14 protein-coding genes are annotated in these 17,072 nt (G+C 59.5%); 8 read left to right on the plus strand and 6 right to left on the minus strand.

What is annotated here, in order from left to right; translation table 11 throughout:
* Positions 1 to 75: 75 nt before the first annotated feature.
* The 5 genes from G7Y41_RS03040 to G7Y41_RS03060 form a co-directional block, all read right to left on the minus strand.
* Positions 76 to 1,152: a hypothetical protein gene (locus G7Y41_RS03040; RefSeq protein ID WP_165315244.1), complete on the minus strand. Its 1,077-nt coding sequence runs from the start codon at positions 1,150 to 1,152 to the stop codon at positions 76 to 78.
* Positions 1,149 to 1,814 (minus strand): ATP-binding cassette domain-containing protein, encoded by a 666-nt coding sequence (locus G7Y41_RS03045; protein ID WP_231367357.1) that lies wholly within the window; start codon positions 1,812 to 1,814, stop codon positions 1,149 to 1,151. The genes G7Y41_RS03040 and G7Y41_RS03045 overlap by 4 nt, the downstream gene beginning before the upstream one ends.
* 11 nt (positions 1,815 to 1,825) lie before the next feature.
* Complete coding sequence (locus G7Y41_RS03050; RefSeq protein WP_165315242.1) at positions 1,826 to 2,869, minus strand: peptidoglycan-binding domain-containing protein; 1,044 nt, start codon at positions 2,867 to 2,869, stop codon at positions 1,826 to 1,828.
* Between the two features lie 61 nt (positions 2,870 to 2,930).
* Positions 2,931 to 3,539, minus strand: coding sequence for a hypothetical protein (locus tag G7Y41_RS03055; RefSeq protein WP_165315241.1), 609 nt, complete (start codon positions 3,537 to 3,539; stop codon positions 2,931 to 2,933).
* A gap of 464 nt (positions 3,540 to 4,003) precedes the next feature.
* On the minus strand, positions 4,004 to 5,611 hold the full coding sequence (locus G7Y41_RS03060) for an aspartate:alanine exchanger family transporter (protein WP_442984259.1): 1,608 nt from the start codon (positions 5,609 to 5,611) through the stop codon (positions 4,004 to 4,006).
* Between the two features lie 383 nt (positions 5,612 to 5,994).
* On the opposite strand from G7Y41_RS03060, the gene G7Y41_RS03065 reads away from it, so the two are divergent.
* The 4 genes from G7Y41_RS03065 to G7Y41_RS03080 all read left to right on the plus strand — a co-directional run bounded on the left by G7Y41_RS03065 (position 5,995) and on the right by G7Y41_RS03080 (position 10,627).
* Positions 5,995 to 7,800 (plus strand): acetolactate synthase large subunit, encoded by a 1,806-nt coding sequence (locus tag G7Y41_RS03065; RefSeq protein WP_165218449.1) that lies wholly within the window; start codon positions 5,995 to 5,997, stop codon positions 7,798 to 7,800.
* Positions 7,801 to 7,803: 3 nt separating this feature from the next.
* Positions 7,804 to 8,316, plus strand: a complete 513-nt coding sequence (ilvN, locus tag G7Y41_RS03070; RefSeq protein WP_165315240.1) for an acetolactate synthase small subunit — start codon at positions 7,804 to 7,806, stop codon at positions 8,314 to 8,316.
* A gap of 2 nt (positions 8,317 to 8,318) precedes the next feature.
* The gene (ilvC, locus tag G7Y41_RS03075) at positions 8,319 to 9,344 is read left to right on the plus strand and encodes a ketol-acid reductoisomerase (protein WP_165218444.1); all 1,026 of its coding nucleotides are present in this window, start codon (positions 8,319 to 8,321) and stop codon (positions 9,342 to 9,344) included.
* Positions 9,345 to 9,571: 227 nt separating this feature from the next.
* Positions 9,572 to 10,627 carry a 3-isopropylmalate dehydrogenase gene (locus G7Y41_RS03080; RefSeq protein ID WP_165315239.1) on the plus strand — a complete coding sequence of 352 codons (1,056 nt, stop codon included), beginning with the start codon at positions 9,572 to 9,574 and terminating at the stop codon, positions 10,625 to 10,627.
* 33 nt (positions 10,628 to 10,660) lie between these two features.
* Here G7Y41_RS03080 and G7Y41_RS03085 read toward each other — a convergent pair whose 3' ends face one another.
* A complete protein-coding gene (locus G7Y41_RS03085; RefSeq protein ID WP_165315238.1) occupies positions 10,661 to 11,776 on the minus strand; it encodes a hypothetical protein in 1,116 nt (371 codons plus the stop codon).
* Positions 11,777 to 12,090: 314 nt separating this feature from the next.
* On the opposite strand from G7Y41_RS03085, the gene rimP reads away from it, so the two are divergent.
* The 4 genes from rimP to infB all read left to right on the plus strand — a co-directional run bounded on the left by rimP (position 12,091) and on the right by infB (position 16,974).
* Positions 12,091 to 12,561 carry a ribosome maturation factor RimP gene (gene rimP / locus G7Y41_RS03090; RefSeq protein ID WP_165218435.1) on the plus strand — a complete coding sequence of 157 codons (471 nt, stop codon included), beginning with the start codon at positions 12,091 to 12,093 and terminating at the stop codon, positions 12,559 to 12,561.
* A 7-nt stretch (positions 12,562 to 12,568) separates the two neighbouring features.
* Positions 12,569 to 13,597: a transcription termination factor NusA gene (gene nusA / locus G7Y41_RS03095; protein WP_165315237.1), complete on the plus strand. Its 1,029-nt coding sequence runs from the start codon at positions 12,569 to 12,571 to the stop codon at positions 13,595 to 13,597.
* Between the two features lie 98 nt (positions 13,598 to 13,695).
* Complete coding sequence (locus tag G7Y41_RS10200) at positions 13,696 to 14,007, plus strand: YlxR family protein (protein ID WP_165218431.1); 312 nt, start codon at positions 13,696 to 13,698, stop codon at positions 14,005 to 14,007.
* Positions 14,008 to 14,091: 84 nt separating this feature from the next.
* A complete protein-coding gene (infB, locus tag G7Y41_RS03105; protein ID WP_196819562.1) occupies positions 14,092 to 16,974 on the plus strand; it encodes a translation initiation factor IF-2 in 2,883 nt (960 codons plus the stop codon).
* The last annotated feature ends 98 nt before the right edge of the window (positions 16,975 to 17,072 follow it).

The following is a 17,072-nucleotide window of genomic DNA, read 5'->3' on the forward strand; positions in this document are numbered from 1 at the left end:
ACACAACTCTGTCTCGACGTTTTGCCGAAGAAAGCCCAGCTCCTGTGAGGTGGCGGCGGCCTCGTCCTCGTCCCCTTACCTGTTCTTGAAGTAACGGAACAGTTGCTTTTCTCTGGTGGCAAGCCACGCAAGAGTCACCCCGGCGCATGCCCCCACGAGAGCCGCCCAGATCATCCTGTGGGCAAGCACCGCCAGGGATCCGTCGCTATAAGCTCCCAAGGCGGCAATCGTGATCCACGTGATTGCTTCATTGACGAGGACGGACGCGCCGATCCATGTCCCGCATTCGCACGCGATGATCCGTCGCATGTCTTTTCGGGACACTCCTGCATGAAGCGCAGAGGCGAACTCTAGGCGACGAGTGCGCACCGAAAGGAACCCAATGATCAGCGCGACGGTTCCGACAATGACTGGGAGGAAGCGGGTGATGCGGCTATCGAACTGTGCTTGACCGGAAAATGATGCCCCCAGTGTGGTGTTGAGTTGCAGTTTCTGTGTTGGTTTGCTGTCGGAAGGGTCGCTGGGAATCAGCGCCATGTAGATGAGATTCTGTGTGGCTTCGTTCTGTGGCCAGATATCAACCCAGCATTCGTCGAATGCCTCTTTCGCGGTTGTTGGTGTCAAAACCAGGTATCCGTAGCCAGCTGCGCGTCCGTCATCAGGGTATGAGTACAGGCCCGCTACCGTGACATCCCCGTCGGCTGTTGCGATGACGGAACCAGGGGAAGCTGGAACAGACTTCGTGATCTGATCAGACAGGATGACACCCGGCAGTGGTGATACGTCGGCGTGAAGCACTTGCGGGAATGACGCGGTGACGCTCGCGAGGGGGATGGGAGCAGATGGCAGCGCGGAGAGGGTGAGGCGTTGTTCCTGCTCGTGTCTGAGGGCACCGGCTGCACGCACCCCGTCAACGGAATTCAGGGCTTCGCATGAGAGGCCGTCAATGTGACCTGGGGAATCGAGAACAGTGATTGACGCACCGGAGTTGACGTAGGTACGGGCGGCAACGGTGACATCGTGTGCCTGGAAAAGCTCAGCAATGATCGACACACCGGTGACGCAGCTGAGAACGAGGACCCACGTCAGTGCCCGACTGGTTCCAGAAACCAGGTTACGCAGTGCCTCCGACCAGATGGATGACCACCTCATGCGCCACCCTCCAATCCGCGAGTGGGGGAGTTAGGCAGGACCGATGTCGAGCTTTGCGAGGGAGCGCGCCTCTCGTCGAGATCCTGGTAGTGACGCAGATCCAGAACAGAGGTGCACATGTCACGCGTCTCCTGGTCGTGTGTCGCAACAACGACGATCGTCTTCATGTTGGCCAGGCGCGCAATCGCAGCGTTGACCTCCTGGCGTGTGTGGAGGTCAAGCTGCGCGGTGGGCTCGTCAATGAGAAATAACGCCGGCTCGGATGCGACGGCACGCGCAAGCATGAGGCGTTGAGCTTCCCCACCCGAAAGTGATGAGAACGGCTGGTGGGCAACATCTGCCAGCGTGAACGTTGAGAGGATCCCCAGCGCCTCCTCCTCGGCCTCTGACCGAGTGAGTCCCCGAGAAAGCAGCGGGAGAACAACGTGATCCAGTGCGCTTCGATGCGCGGTCCCATGCGGGTTCTGAAAGACCCACGACGTGCGCCCTTCACCGGAAATACGGATTTCCCCTTCGGCTGGCTCAACCCACCCAGCGATGAGTGACAGAAGAGTTGATTTCCCTGAGCCTGATGGTCCGACCAGGGCATAGACCTCACCTGGGGTCAAGGTTTTTGTCAGACCCCGAAACAACCACGGACCAGAGGGGAAACGATGTCCCACACCCTCGAAGATTACTTGCACTGGGGGCTCGTTTCTGAGGCCATCAGCACGGACTTTGGTGCGGGTTGACCGTCGTCAAAGGTGATGAATGTTTGACCAAGCTCCGAGGAGACGATCGTTACTGCTCGGGCATTGCCGCCGTCGTTGACGCATCCGCTGGTGTCGCTAATGTTATAAATTGCACCGGGTGCCACAAGATGCACTTCGTGTGGCTCTTTCAAGGTCAGCTGTGCACTCAGTGGTAAACCGGGATGCTCTTTACTGGACGCCGTCCACGCCTTGTATTCCGGTGATTGCTGCAAGAGGTTCAGAGCTGCCGCGTCGGTGACGACGCCGTCCTCGTCAATGGGAAGACTCACGGAACCGACGGAGAGGACGTGTTCACCCGCAAGCAGGTTCTTGGGCATCTCCGATATGCGCGCAAGGCTGAGTGTTTTCGTCAAGGTGGCGATCTCGTCACCCGGGGAGAGAGTGCGACCGACCTGGGTGTGGCACTGGGCGACGGTGACGTTGGGAGCGGGAATCCAGAGGAAACGTTCGGGAGAGATCGTTGAAAAATCAGCGGCTTCCTGTTCGGTCACGCCCAGGAGTAGAGCCACCGCCCGAAGTGTTAAGGGACCAACCCGTCCGCTGGGATAGGTGTTGTAGCCCAGGCGTTGAAGTTCCGTCTGCAAGGCAGTGACGTCCTCGCCGGTGTCGTTCTCGCTCAGCTCTCTCCACAGGGGAGTAGCGGTGGCGAGGGCGAAGACGGGGCTCCCGTCCACGCTGAGGGCGGATTCCCCGGAGGTGAGTTCAGAACCGGGAGAACATGCTAAATCCGTGACGAGGCCCGTTGAGGCGGAGGATAGAACGATTTCACTGCCCTGGGTCACTGTGAGTTGGACGGCGCGCTTGTCGTCAACGGCGCGTGAGGTCACGGGGGAGTGCTGGTTGTCAACTGAACGTTCCAGGCCTTCGGGGTGGACCGGTCGAAATAGCCAGGCACCTGCGGCAATGCCGAAACCCACTGCGATCAGGATGCCGAGAGCTGTCAGGAGCTTGCGGTACCACGTCATTGAGAATTCCTCCTTGCATTGCGGGCCTGAAACTGTGAAGCGAACAATAAATGGTGATGAGTTAGGACTGCGATGTTTCCGTGGATGAGTATGCGGGATTGCGTACGCAGGAAAGGTATATATCGAGTCCCTTTTCTGGATCACCGATATATGTCAGTGCTTCGCCGGGAATGCCTTCGATTGGTTGCTTACCCTCGGCGTTCTTGCGGTGGATCCAGTCAATTATGTCCTTGTGGTAGCGCTCTTTCGTGTAAACCGGTTCTACGGCTTTATTACGGATGAGACAATCGATAATGACCTGCTCATGTGGAAGCTTTGTGGGATTCGTTGTCATCTTGAAATAAATCGACTCTGTGTCGCTGTAGAACAGTTCCTCGTCACACGTATTTAGAGCGTCCATTCCAGACTCGCCGAACTCGTTGTCTCGGACAGCGAAGTCGTTGAACTGAGATCCAAAGCTGAGATGGAATCCGCGGTCAGCAACGCACTGAATGATTGTGTTCTTCAGTTCAGTCATCTCAGATTCGGTGATGACACCGTCGGCGAGAATTGTGGCTGTAGGCTCAACATCCTGAACTTCTGCATGGAGCTTTTCCGCATCTGGCCGATATAGCTCGATTGGGGTTGCCTCGTGCTGCGCTGTGCACGCACCGAGAAAAGCGATAGTCACCAATATGCTGGCTATTTTTAGTCTCTGACGCTGCATACTATTGGTCCAGATCGTTTGTTGTGTGGGAACACGAAGGCCTCTTGCCTAAAAGTGGGTACATGGTCGCGGTGGTTCATTGTTTCGTGATCCAAAGAACCGCCACGAAAAGATCCAGTGTGGGGAGAGCGATGAGTGATGCTGCGCTAAAGAGTATTGCGCAGGCAAACGAACTGAATCTCTTCATGATGAGTTGTCCAATCTCCCGGCCAGGTGAGGGCGTCGTTGCCACTCAATCCACAGGTTACAGGGAAACTAGGGAGAAATGAAGAGAAATGAGTGTGGCGATTTGCTGGGCGACACATGATGAGCCCAGGCACGTGGATGGACAGAAAGAACACTCCCCGGTTTCTCAGTGACGCAAAGTCACGGAGAAACCGGGGAGTAACGGTGAGGCAAGAAGCGGTGAAAACCCGCAGATCAGGCCATCACAAAGCACCGAGGATCTGGGCGACGGCAATTTTTCCGACCATCGCGACGGGGTAAACCAGGGCATACCCCAAAGCCACGCGAGGATCCGAACCCGTGCGGCCATTGGCGAAGGCAAGGACTGCGGGCTGCGTCTGTGCGCCACCGAGCAAACCAGCCAGCTGCGTGCCACCCATCTTGAAGATCCACCGCATCGTGCAGTACAAGCCGACCGCCATGATCGACGTCATGAGGAATCCCAAGATGAAGATACGGATCCAGTCGCCGGAGGTGAAAGCATTCGCGATCTGACCACCAGCGTTTGCCCCCGCCTGAGCGAGGAAGACAAGCAAACCGAGCTCAGCAAGAACCTGGCTCGCGGTGAATGGCAGTGCGGTGACGACCGGGCCGATGCGTCCGATCCGTCCGAAGATCAGCCCAACGATCAGTGTTCCAGCAGCGGAACCGATGGAGAAGTAATCGCCCGAGGGCGTAAGGATCGGAAGCTCACCAATCATGATGCCCAACGCCATACCGATACCCAGGGCGATGGGGTTGAGATCGAAGAGGCCGCGAGCTGAGTCGCCGAAGAACTTCGTGATGTCCTTCATTTTCGAGGTCGGAGCAACAACGCGGACGCGGTCACCCTGCTGAAGAACGAGGTCAGGTTCGGCAACCATGTCGATGTCACCGCGGCGAACACGAGAAATGGTCGCGGAGAACTTCTGCGCCATGTTGAGCGAGCCAACTGTGCGGCCGGCAATCTCGGGGGAGGAGATCGTCATGCGACGGAAATCCAAGTAGGAACGGTCCTGCATGAGCGAGTGCGAGGATGCGTGACCAAGTTCAGTAGCTGCACGTGCAACGACTTCACGGGGGCCAACAACAGTGACAAGGTCACCCGGGTCGAGCGTATCCGACATCGAGGGTCGGGAAATCGGCCCCGTCTCACCGCGACGCAGACGTGAGAACGTCACTTTTTCGCCAAGTTTCTCGTAGATATCACCAATGAAGGGGTGATCCTGGCGTTCAACTCGGATCGTGCGGTTTGCCAGTGGTGAGGGGACGTCCTTGTCGTTCTTTCCGTAGGACAGGGCAGCCATAGCTGCGGCGAGCATCCCGATGACACCGAAGAGGTACGCAATCGAATAGCCGACCGTTGCTCGGTCAAGTGCCCCGGAGGCTTCACCTGCCGCCGCGAGGGCGGGAGTGTTCGTGAGAGCTCCCGCGAAAGTACCGGCGATCAATGGAATGTCCATGCCCATCGCTTTGCCGATGAAAAGGCCCGCTATTGCGGCGATGATGTAGAGAGCGACCAACGTCAGGAGCGGTCCGATGGCTTTCTTCAGGTTATGGAAGAACGACGAACCGGAGTTGACACCAATGGCGAATGTGAAGAGCGTCAGGCCCAGAGTTCCGATCTGAGGGGTGACGCGCAGTTCGATGTCGTAGGACTGAGCCCATGCGGATAAGGCAATTGCGAGGAATAAAACGGCAGCTGCACCAAGGCCAATCCCCTTGATTTTGATATGGCCGACGGCCATGCCAAAACCGATGAGGAGGAAGAGGAAAAGCACCGGCTGTTCTGCCAGTAAATGAAATACAGTTTCCACTGTCGAAGACTCCATTGCTCGGAGGGAAAACACCATGTCAGGCCAGTATGGCAGGTCGGCGGGAACGCTAACGGTGTCCATCGTCCTAAACGCGATCAATGTGATGTGAGCATCACAAGCAAGAGGCAGGGGGACAATCGATCGACGATAGATCACGATGCGTCATCGCAGGGGCGTAGGCGCTCCACGGGTGACCTGCAGGGAATACCGAGGTCCGAAGTATGAGACGGATCCGATCACTCATCGTCAGCGGCCTACCGTTACATACGTGCGCAACATTCACCTTGCAGAAATTGACGTCCTGGTCATCGTACCCGGGCGTGCGATTCCTGCCGAGTGAACTACGGGTGGATCGCACGCCTTATCCCCAACGCCACGGTCGCGGAGGGGATTTTTTCATGGGATTCATCCACACAGACGGAGAGGACCTCGCGGTGAAAGACACTGCCGACACACAAACCATGACGGGTGCTGAGGCCATCGTTGCCAGTCTCGAAGCGCTCGGTGTCACTGACGTTTTCGGAATGCCCGGTGGCGCGATTCTTCCAACCTACGACCCACTGATGGCGTCAACCTCGTTGCGCCACATCCTTGTACGTCACGAACAAGGTGCAGGCCACGCCGCCGAAGGATATGCCATCGCTACAGGGAAAGTTGGGTGCGCAATCGTCACCTCCGGTCCCGGGGCAACCAACATTCTCACCGCCCTGGCCGACGCAAACATGGACTCCATTCCGATGGTCGTCATCTCCGGCCAGGTTGGTGCCTCGCTCATCGGTACCGACGCTTTCCAAGAGGCCGACATTGTCGGTGCATCGATGCCGCTGACAAAGCACGCGTTCCTCGTCACCGACGCCCAGGAGATTCCCGCTCGTCTGGCCGAAGCCTTCCATCTGGCCGGAACAGGCCGCCCCGGCCCCGTCCTCGTTGATGTCACCAAATCGGCTCAGACGGGAACCCTTGAGTTTGCGTGGCCGCCCGCACTTGACCTGCCCGGATACCGGATCGGCGCGAAACCTCATAAGAAACAGGTCAAAGCTGCGGCTCGCGCACTCATCGAAGCCCAAGCTCCCGTCTTCTACGTCGGCGGTGGCATGATTCGCTCGGGAGCAACACAGGATCTCAAAACCCTCGTTGAGCTGACAAACGCTCCCGTTGTCACCACGTTGACGGCGCGAGGTGCGTTCCCCGATTCCGACTCTCACAACCTCGGGATGCCCGGCATGCACGGAACCGTTGCCGCCGTGGGTGCCCTCCAACGTGCAGACCTCATCGTCGCCCTCGGCTCCCGATTCGACGACCGAGTCACCGGAAAACTTGACTCTTTTGCCCCGCGTGCCCGCGTTGTCCACATCGACATTGACGCCGCGGAAATCTCGAAGAATCGCTTCGCAGATATCCCGATCGTCGGTGACCTCAAAACAGCGCTCGGCGCACTCAACGAGGAAGTGGCTGTGCTCAAAGCTCAGCAGGGAGCTGCCGATCTGTCAGGATGGTGGCGCTACCTTGACCGACTGCGCGAACGCTACCCAATGGGGTGGGCCCCTGCCGAGGACGGAAAACTTGTTCCCCAGGAAGTGCTCGCTCACCTCTCCAACAAAGTTGGCTCCGATGCCATTTACGTCACAGGAGTTGGCCAGCATCAAATGTGGGCCGCGCAGTTCATTGAACATAACAACCCGCGCCACTTCATCTCCTCATCGGGACTGGGCACGATGGGCTACTGCGTGCCCGCAGCAATGGGAGCCCAGGTGGGCCAGCCCAACAAGGTTGTCTGGGCGATTGATGGCGACGGCTCATTCCAGATGACAAACCAGGAACTGGCGACCTGCACGGTCAACAACATCCCGATCAAGGTTGCGCTCATTAACAACGGCGTCCTGGGGATGGTGCGTCAATGGCAGTCCCTGTTCTACGGACAGCGCTACTCGAACACAACACTCAACACCTCAGACGGTGATGATCAGATCCCGAACTTCGTCAAACTTGCCGAAGCCTACGGGATGGCCGCCCGCACGGTGCGTACCCTCGACGAGGTTGACGAAGCGATCGACTGGGCGATGAGCATCAACGACCGTCCGGTACTCATCGACTTCCGCGTGTCGAAAGACGCGATGGTGTGGCCGATGGTTGCCGCCGGAGTCTCAAACGACGAAATCCGCTATGCGCAGGGCATGGCGCCGAACTGGGAAGTGGAGGACTGAGCAATGGCTGCAACCCACACATTAGCGGTGCTCGTGGAAAACAAGCCCGGCGTCCTCACCCGCGTCGCGGCACTCTTCGCCCGCCGCGCATTCAACATCAAATCTCTTGCGGTTGGTGAAACTGAACATCCGGAAGTTTCGCGAATGACGATCATCGTCGAGGCTGACGAGCAGCCCTTCGAGCAGGTGACGAAGCAGCTGAACAAGCTGATCAACGTGCTCAAAGTGGTTGAACACCACCCTGAGGACTCAGTGGAACGCCGCATGATTTTGTTCAAGGTGCGTGCCGACGATCAGACACGAACCAACGTTCTCCAGATCGTTGACCTCTTCCGCGCGCACATCGTTGACGTTCACACCGAATCGGTCGTCATCGAATCCATCGGCTCACTGTCGAAATTGGAAGCACTGCTGAGGGCGCTTGAACCCTACGGTATTACAGAAATCGTCCAGTCGGGCGCCGTGGCGATCGGCCGCGGATCACGTTCGATCACGGATCAATTGAAGGAGAAATAACAATGGCAGAGATCATCTACGACGACGGTGCAGACCTGTCGATCATCCAGTCCAAGAAGGTCGCCATTATTGGATACGGCTCGCAGGGGCACGCCCATGCGCTCAACCTCAAGGATTCCGGAGTGGACGTGGTTGTTGGCCTCCGTCCCGGATCCTCCTCGTGGGAAAAGGCAGAGGCCGCTGGCCTGGAAGTGAAAGACGTTCCCGAGGCAGTTGCCGAGGGCGACGTTGTTTCCATCCTCCTGCCCGATCAGGTGCAGCGCTTCGTCTACGCCGAACAGATCGCTCCGAACCTCAAAGACGGGGCTGCCCTGCTTTTTGCGCACGGCTTCAACATTCGCTTCGGCTACATCGAGGTCCCCGAGGGCCACGACGTCATCATGGCTGCCCCCAAGGGCCCGGGCCACAAGGTCCGTGAATCCTTCGTCCAGGGTAAGGGCACGCCGGACGTCGTTGCCGTAGAGGTAGATGCATCCGGTAACGCATGGCCGCTGACCCTGTCCTACGCAAAAGGAATCGGCGGGACCCGCGCCGGTGTCATCAAGACGACCTTCACCGAGGAAACCGAAACTGACCTCTTCGGCGAGCAGGCCGTCCTCTGCGGCGGCGTTTCCCACCTGATCCAGGCGGGATTCGAGACCCTCGTCGAGGCCGGCTACCAGCCTGAGATCGCCTACTTCGAGGTCTGCCATGAGATGAAGCAAATCGTTGACCTCATCAACGAGGGTGGCATCACGAAGCAGCGCTGGTCGTGCTCCGACACCGCCGAGTACGGCGACTACGTGTCCGGCCCACGTGTCATCGGCCCCGAAGCTAAGCAGGCAATGAAAGACGTCCTCTCCGACATTCAGGACGGCACCTTCGCTCGTCGCTTCATTACCGATCAGGACAACGGTGCGCTGGAGTTCAAGGCTCTGCGCTCGGAAGAAGAATCCCACCCGATCGAGAAGACCGGCCAGAAGCTGCGTCAGGCCTTCGGTTGGACCCAGGCCGATGAGGACTACACCGAGGGTTCAGCTGCTCGCTGATCACGCTCGTGATCCTGAGTGCAGGGTGTTCAGATCCGCAACTCCTGTCGGCGCGCCGCCACGAGACCACAAGTCTTCAGTGGCGGCGCGCGTGCGTTGAGACAAGGGACGCGGCTCGTCCTCGTCAATGATTCTGGGAACGAGGACGAGCTGGCAGCCTCCGTTACAATCGTGACCACAGAGCGGACGAAACCGCCCGCACTGTGGAAGCGGGGAAGAATGGACGCATGACGACAATGAAGCTTGCAGTAATTCCCGGTGACGGAATCGGACAAGAAGTAGTTCCCGAAGGTCTCAAAGTCCTCAGCGCGGCGCTCCCGGATGTCACCGTGTCCACAACGCATTTCGACCTGGGTGCCCAGCGGTGGCATCGCACAGGTGAAACACTGACCGACGCAGACCTGGAAGCTATTAAGACGCACGACGCGATCCTCCTGGGAGCAGTTGGTGACCCGTCCGTCCCATCGGGGGTGCTTGAACGTGGACTTCTCCTGAAACTGCGATTCTCACTCGATCACTACGTCAACCTCAGACCCTCGACGTACTACGAAGGTGTGCCCAGCCCACTGGCTAACCCCAGCGGCGTTGATTTCGTTGTTGTTCGCGAAGGAACCGAAGGGCTGTACTGCGGAAATGGCGGTGCCGTCCGCGTGGGCACCCCGCATGAAATCGCCACTGAAGTCTCCGTCAACACCGCATTCGGCGTTGAACGCGTCGTACGCTACGCCTTTGACAAAGCCAATTCTCGGCCCGCCCGACATCTGACGCTCGTCCACAAACACAACGTCCTCGTCAACGCCGGACACCTCTGGCGTCGAACCGTTGAAGCCGTCGGTGCTCAATACCCGGATGTCACCGTTGACTACTGCCACGTTGACGCGGCAACCATCTACCTCGTCACCGACCCGCAACGCTTCGACGTGATTGTTACCGATAATCTCTTCGGTGACATCCTCACTGACGAGGCAGGGGCGATCACCGGCGGTATCGGACTGTCAGCGTCTGGGAACATCAACCCAACGGGAACGTACCCCTCAATGTTTGAGCCCGTGCACGGGTCCGCGCCTGATATTGCCGGACAGGGGAAGGCCGATCCGACGGCAACGATCGCCTCGGTTGCGCTCATGCTTGATCACCTGGGATACGCTGAGGCGGCTCGAGCAGTTGAAAACGCGATCGAAGCTGATATGGCTGAGCGTGCCCGAGCTGCGGCGTCTGGGGACGCTCTTGTGCGTTCGACCTCGCAGATCGGAGATGACATCGCGGCGCGTCTGACGCGTTAGAGCCGGTGGCGCTGGTCGATGCCTCGGTCAGCCTCATGTGAGCGCGAGCGCGCGGGAAACCCCGTCGGCACCAAACGCGGACCACAGGTCCATGTCTTCTAAAGCGCAGCGGATACCGATCAAACGGATATCGGCCACATCCGATGACAGGAGAGACAGGTCGGCGTCGAGGGCCTTGCGTGCGAGCGTTGCGCGCACAGCGGATTCTGATTCGTCGTGAGAGTCGGCGGCAGTGCTTTCCCCATCGGTGAGCAAAGAACCGGCTGAGCAGCGAAGGGTCCGCGAATCGGCTGCCCCGGCTTCAAGGTAGGAGGCTGAACGGGTCAAGAGGTGATCCATCAGGGCGTTCGCCTGGCTGGCCGTTGACGACACCGCAGGATCGGATGCCCCGCCCTCGGCCTCGCTCAGTGAAGTTCGCAGTGATTGCGGCGTTGTCTGTGCAACGCAATCCCACACGCTGATCGCTTGAGAAAGCTCCGTGGAATCGGCGAGGGATTGAGCGGATTTGGCAAGATCAACTGGTGGGAGAACAGACTGTTTCTTCACGTCATCGGCGTTGAGGAGCCAGGTGAATGTTGTGGGGATTCCCTGGGAAATCAGGTCCATGCGCGAGGCGATCGCACTGACCTCGGGGATTCCCGCATCGGTGTCCAGCGTGTAAGCGGCGGCGAGTTCTTTGGCTGCTCGATGACGGTCAAGAGCGATTCGCGTGAGCGCAAGGGCCTGCTCTGCGTTCGCAATTGACGGGTCTGCGGCGTGACTGAGGTCGCGCTGTGCGGTCGCGATCATCCACGAGACGATTCCGGAGATCTTTTCGGGGGCGTCGGCAAGGGGGACAGCGTTGTTGGCCGCGGCCTCACCAGCGCCTCCCAGAGCCTGGAGTCTGTCATGGGCCCCATCGGAAACGGTGCTCAGGGCGTCTGCGCAGGTTGCGCAGCGTTTGGCGTCAACGAGCGAGGACAGTTCCGTGACTCGCTCGCTCAGTGCGATCTCCGTGCGGGCAGCTGCGTCACGGGCCGCACCAAACCCCGACGACGGGTTGGACGAGGACGAGGACGAACCTAAGGGACCGGAGCAGGCTGCAATCATCAGGGCTGAGGCAGCTGCGAGGCCGGCAAGTCGAGACGCGGAATTGACGTGGATGTGCACGGAGAAATCATGTCATGTTTCTCTTAGGCGACGTGTGGAGAGAACCCGCCGTGTCGCCCACAGCTGGCGGCGCTCGTCCTCGGCAATAGAGAAAACGTCTCGATCGCTGATCGCTTGGGTCTTGTCGTGGGGTGCGTGGGCCGACTACCGTGGACTGTGGATCGGCAGGTGCGCTCACGCAGTGCCTTCTGATCGACGGCTCGACGACCGTGAGTGATCAACAGACGTGTCCGACGCATTGGTTTGGCGATCGGTGTGCCTGTAGTCTGACGTGAATTGAATGATGCTCAACGCGAGCGACTTGAGGAGGATTGATGGCCCAGCCCACGCACTCACCTGAAATTTTTGCCCTCCTAGAACCGGTCGTCACTGGGCTGGGAGTGGAACTGGATTCTGTGATCCTCGCCAATCAGTCGGGGACCACAGTTGTCCGCGTGTTCGTTGACTCGCCGGTTGGGCAAGACGGAGTTGATGCGGATCGCTTAGCGGATGTTTCGCGCGCGGTTTCGGCTCAAATGGATCGGGCAGATCCGATTGACTCGGAGTATCTCCTCGAGGTGTCCACGCCGGGTGCTGAGAGGGAACTGACTCAGCCTCGGCATTGGCTCAAGCAGGTGGGGCGGCTCGCTCAGGTTAAACTTCGTGATGGGCAATCCGTGACGGGACGCGTCATTGATGTCGGCGAGGATTCGGTCACGCTGAACATTGATGACACGACGACTACGATTCTCTATGCACAGATGAAGAAGGCGCGAGCACGCGTCGAATTCGGTTCCAAGGAGTGAGGCGAACATGGAAATCGACATGACGGCGCTGCGGATGGTTGAAACGGAAAAAGGCGTGTCCCTCGACACCCTCGTCGATGCCATCGAGGAAGCCCTTCTCAAGGCCTACCACAATATCCCCGGGGCGATTTCCCAGGCTCGCATTGAGATCGATCAGAAGACGGGTCGCGTCACGGTCATGGCGATGGACGAGGACGAGGACGGAAATCCGATCGGGGAGTTCGATGACACTCCGAAGAACTTCGGACGCATCGCTCAGGCAACGGCGCGTTCAGTCATTATGCAGCGTCTTCGTGACGCGGATGACCAGCGAGTTCTTGGTGATTTTGCCGACCGGACGGGTCAGATCATCACGGGAACGGTTCAGCAGTCACGCGATGGCCGCATCACCGTGGTTCAGGTCAGTGATGATTTTGAGGCGATTCTTCCGGATTCGGAGAAGGTTCCCGGTGAGGAATATCGCCACGGTGATCGGATCCGTGCGTATGTCGTCAGCGTTGAACGCACAGAAAAGGGTCCACGCATCACGCTGTCTCGGACGCACCCGGGGTTGGTTGCCGGACTTTTTGAGCGCGAAGTTCCTGAGATTCAGCAGGGCTTGGTGAAAATTCGTGCGATCGCCCGCGAGGCGGGGCATCGAACGAAAATTGCTGTTGCGGCTACTCGCGAAGGAATCAACGCCAAGGGTGCATGCATTGGGCCGATGGGGTCGCGTGTGCGCGCAGTGATGACTGAGCTGGGCGGCGAGAAGATCGACATTGTTGACTGGTCTGAGGATCCGGGGCGTTTCGTTGCCAATTCCCTGTCTCCGGCTCGCGTGACCCGCGTTGTTGTTCATTCGGTGGAAAACCGCACGGCAACGGCAATTGTTCCGGATTTCCAGCTGTCCCTGGCCATCGGTAAGGAAGGGCAGAATGCCCGCCTTGCAGCGCGCCTGACGAACTATCACATTGACATTCATTCGGATACGGAAACAGGAGACGACGGTGCCCCATCGCGGTCATCAATGCCTGATGACGTGACCAGTCGCTCATAGGATCATTCTGGTTCATCCGATCGCCTCGACTAGACTGGGGGACCGTGCCACATTCTCAGCGCAGTGAGCTGCCTGCCCCGAGTCGGGATGAAACGCAGATGCGCACATGCGTGGGGTGTGGAACGCGCGCACGACGAGACTCGCTCATTCGACTGGTCCTGGTACCTCCGGGAGTCCTTCAGGTCGATCCCGACCGCCAACGTCCGGGGCGAGGAACGTGGGTGCATGCCGATGCGGTGTGTATTTCACGTGCACGTCAACGCCGAGGTTTTCAGCGAAGCCTACGCATGGCCCCAATCATTGAGGACAGCGTGTGGGATCAGCTTGGGGATCTCGCACAAGAAGCGACGCACGATGCGTCGACGAATCGAGTAATGGAAGCGGGTTGGAAGCCGATGGGCACCCGATGAGTACCCAGCGATGAGCTGCCAGCAGTATTAGTTGCGTCTCCTGTCCGGGGGGCGCGTCCGAACAGGAGAAATGTGGCCAAGAAGTTGCGTGTCCACGAGCTTGCTAAAGAGCTCGGAATCACCAGCAAGGAGCTTTTGACGTACCTCAATGACAACGGGGAATTCGTCAAAGCCTCATCTTCAGCGCTTGAACCGCCAGTTGTTCGTTCCGTGAGGGAACATTATGCGGCTCAGGCACCTAAGGCTGAGGAACCCCAGAAAGCCGCCGCGAAGCCCCAGTCTGCTAAGCCTGGAGCGCCGGCGAAGAAGAAAGCCTCAACCCAGAAGGCGTCGCCCGTAGATGCTCCCGCTTCGAGCGCGGATACACCGGCACCTCCAGCGCCTGAGGCTGGGGCGCCTAAGCCCGCACCGAAGTCTTCGCGTGCAGCTAAGCCCAGCACCGACTCGGCGCGAGGTGGACAGTCCGCCCCCAAGCCGGGTGCTCGCCCGGCGCCGAAGCCGGGTGGTCAGGGATCGTCCTCGTCCCCAACTCCGGGTCCGCGTCCAGCGTCCCGATCTGAGCGTTCCTCGCGCGGCGACCAGGCACCCCGTCCCGGTGGTAGCGGTGGCCCACGTCCGGGTCCGCGCCCGGCAGGTCCGCGCCCGGGGAATAACCCTTATGCCTCCAGCCAGGGGATGCCGCGTCCCGGTGGTAGCGGTGGCCCACGTCCGGGTCCGCGCCCCGGTGGACGTCCCGGTCAGCGTCAGCAGTCGGATCGTGAACGTCCCGCACGTTCAGGTGGCTCGTCGAACGCTCCGCGTCCCGGTGGTGGCCGCGGGCATTCAGGCGGCGGCAATCGTCCGAACCCGGGAATGATGCCGGGTCATGCAAACTTTGCTCGCCCAGGTGCTTCCGCGCCGGGCGGTAATGATCGTCCAAGCCGCGGCGGTGGTCGCGGACGCGGTGGTCGCGGCCAAGCCGGTCCCGGTGCAGGTGGCGGCGCTCCCGCCGGTGGCGGTTTCGCTCCGCCGCGCAGTGGCGGTCGCGGTGGTCGGGGAGCAACCCCGGGTGCTTTCGGTCGTGGCGGCGGTAAGTCGCAGCGCGGACGTAAGTCGAAACGAGCGAAACGTCAAGAATTCGAGCAGCAGAATGCTCCCGTCATCGGCGGCGTGCAGATTCCTCGCGGAAATGGCCAGGAAGTCCGCATCCGTCAGGGAGCATCTCTTGCCGACCTCGCCGAAAAGATCAATGTCAATCCCGCGGCGCTGGTGACCGTTCTATTCCACCTGGGTGAGATGGCAACGGCTACGCAGTCCCTTGATCAGGACACCTTCGAGGCGCTGGGTGCGGAACTGGGCTACGACGTCAAGGTCGTTTCCCCCGAGGACGAAGATCGTGAACTCCTTGAGTCCTTCGACATTGACCTTGAGGCCGAAGAACTCGATGACATGGAGAACCTTCAGGCCCGTCCTCCGGTTGTCACCGTCATGGGTCACGTTGACCACGGTAAGACGAAACTGCTCGACGCGATCCGCCACACGGATGTCGTTGACTCTGAGCACGGTGGCATCACGCAGCACATTGGTGCCTACCAGGTGACCGTGACTCAGGAAGATGTCAAGCGTCCGATCACGTTCATTGATACCCCTGGTCACGAGGCCTTCACGGCAATGCGTGCTCGCGGTGCGCAGGTCACCGACATTGCGATTCTTGTGGTTGCTGCCGATGACGGTGTTATGCCGCAGACAGTTGAAGCCATCAACCATGCGCAGGCCGCGAGCGTTCCGATCGTTGTTGCGGTGAACAAGATCGATAAGGAAGACGCGAACCCGGCGAAGATTCGCCAGCAGCTGACCGAGTACGGCCTCGTCGCTGAAGAATACGGCGGCGACGTCATGTTCGTTGATATTTCAGCGAAACAGCGCAAGGGTATTCATGAGTTGCTCGAAGCGGTCCTCCTAACAGCCGATGCGGCACTGACACTTGAGGCGAATCCGCACACGGATGCCCGCGGTGTTGCCATCGAAGCGAACCTCGATAAGGGTCGCGGCGCGGTCGCAACGATGCTCGTTCAGCGCGGCACGCTCCACGTGGGCGACGCCCTCGTTGTTGGCTCGTCACACGGTCGTGTACGTGCAATGTTCGACGAGTTCGGACACGACGTGGAAGCTGCTGGTCCCTCGCGACCGGTCGCTGTTCTCGGCCTGACCTCGGTTCCGCGTGCGGGTGACTCATTCCTCGTTGCCCCAGATGACCGTACGGCACGTCAGATCGCCGACAAGCGTGAGGCTGCGGAACGTCAAGCCCTGCTCGCCAAGCGCCGTAAGCGTGTGTCCCTTGAAGACTTCGATAAGGTCCTCAAGGAAGGTGAGGTCGACACCCTCAACCTCGTTATCAAGGGTGACGTATCCGGTGCGGTCGAGGCCCTGGAGGATTCGCTGCTGCGTATCGATGTGGGCGAAGAAGTTGCTCTGCGCATCATCCACCGCGGTGTTGGTGCGATCACGCAGAACGATGTCAACCTGGCCACCGTCGACAACGCGGTCATCATTGGTTTCAACGTCCGCCCGGCCGAGCGCGTCCAAGAGATGGCCGACGCCGAGGGCGTGGAGATCAAGTACTACAACGTCATCTACTCGGCGATCGACGACGTCGAAGCAGCGCTCAAGGGCATGCTCAAGCCGATCTACGAAGAGGTCTCCCTGGGCAGCGCCGAGATCCGTCAGGTGTTCCGTTCTGGCAAGTTCGGCAACATCGCGGGCTCGATCGTTCGCTCCGGCACGATTCGCCGCGGCACGAAGGCGCGCCTGGTTCGCGACGGTGTGGTTGTCGCTGACGACCTTGAGATCCAGTCGCTGCGTCGGGAGAAAGACGACGTGACCGAGGTCCGCGAGGGCTACGAATGCGGTATCACCTTGGGCTTCAAGGACATTGCCGAGGGCGACGTCATTGAAACCTGGGAGATGCGCGAAAAGGCCCGCGACTGAGCGGATTTTCATTGCCTCCAGTGGGGTCCTATCCGGTCCTGTGGCCGGTGGGACCCCACTGTGGGCACAGACACCGATCGACGTGATGAGGAGAAGGA

This window comes from Schaalia sp. ZJ405 (assembly GCF_011038885.2).
Classification (GTDB): Bacteria; Actinomycetota; Actinomycetes; order Actinomycetales; family Actinomycetaceae; genus Pauljensenia.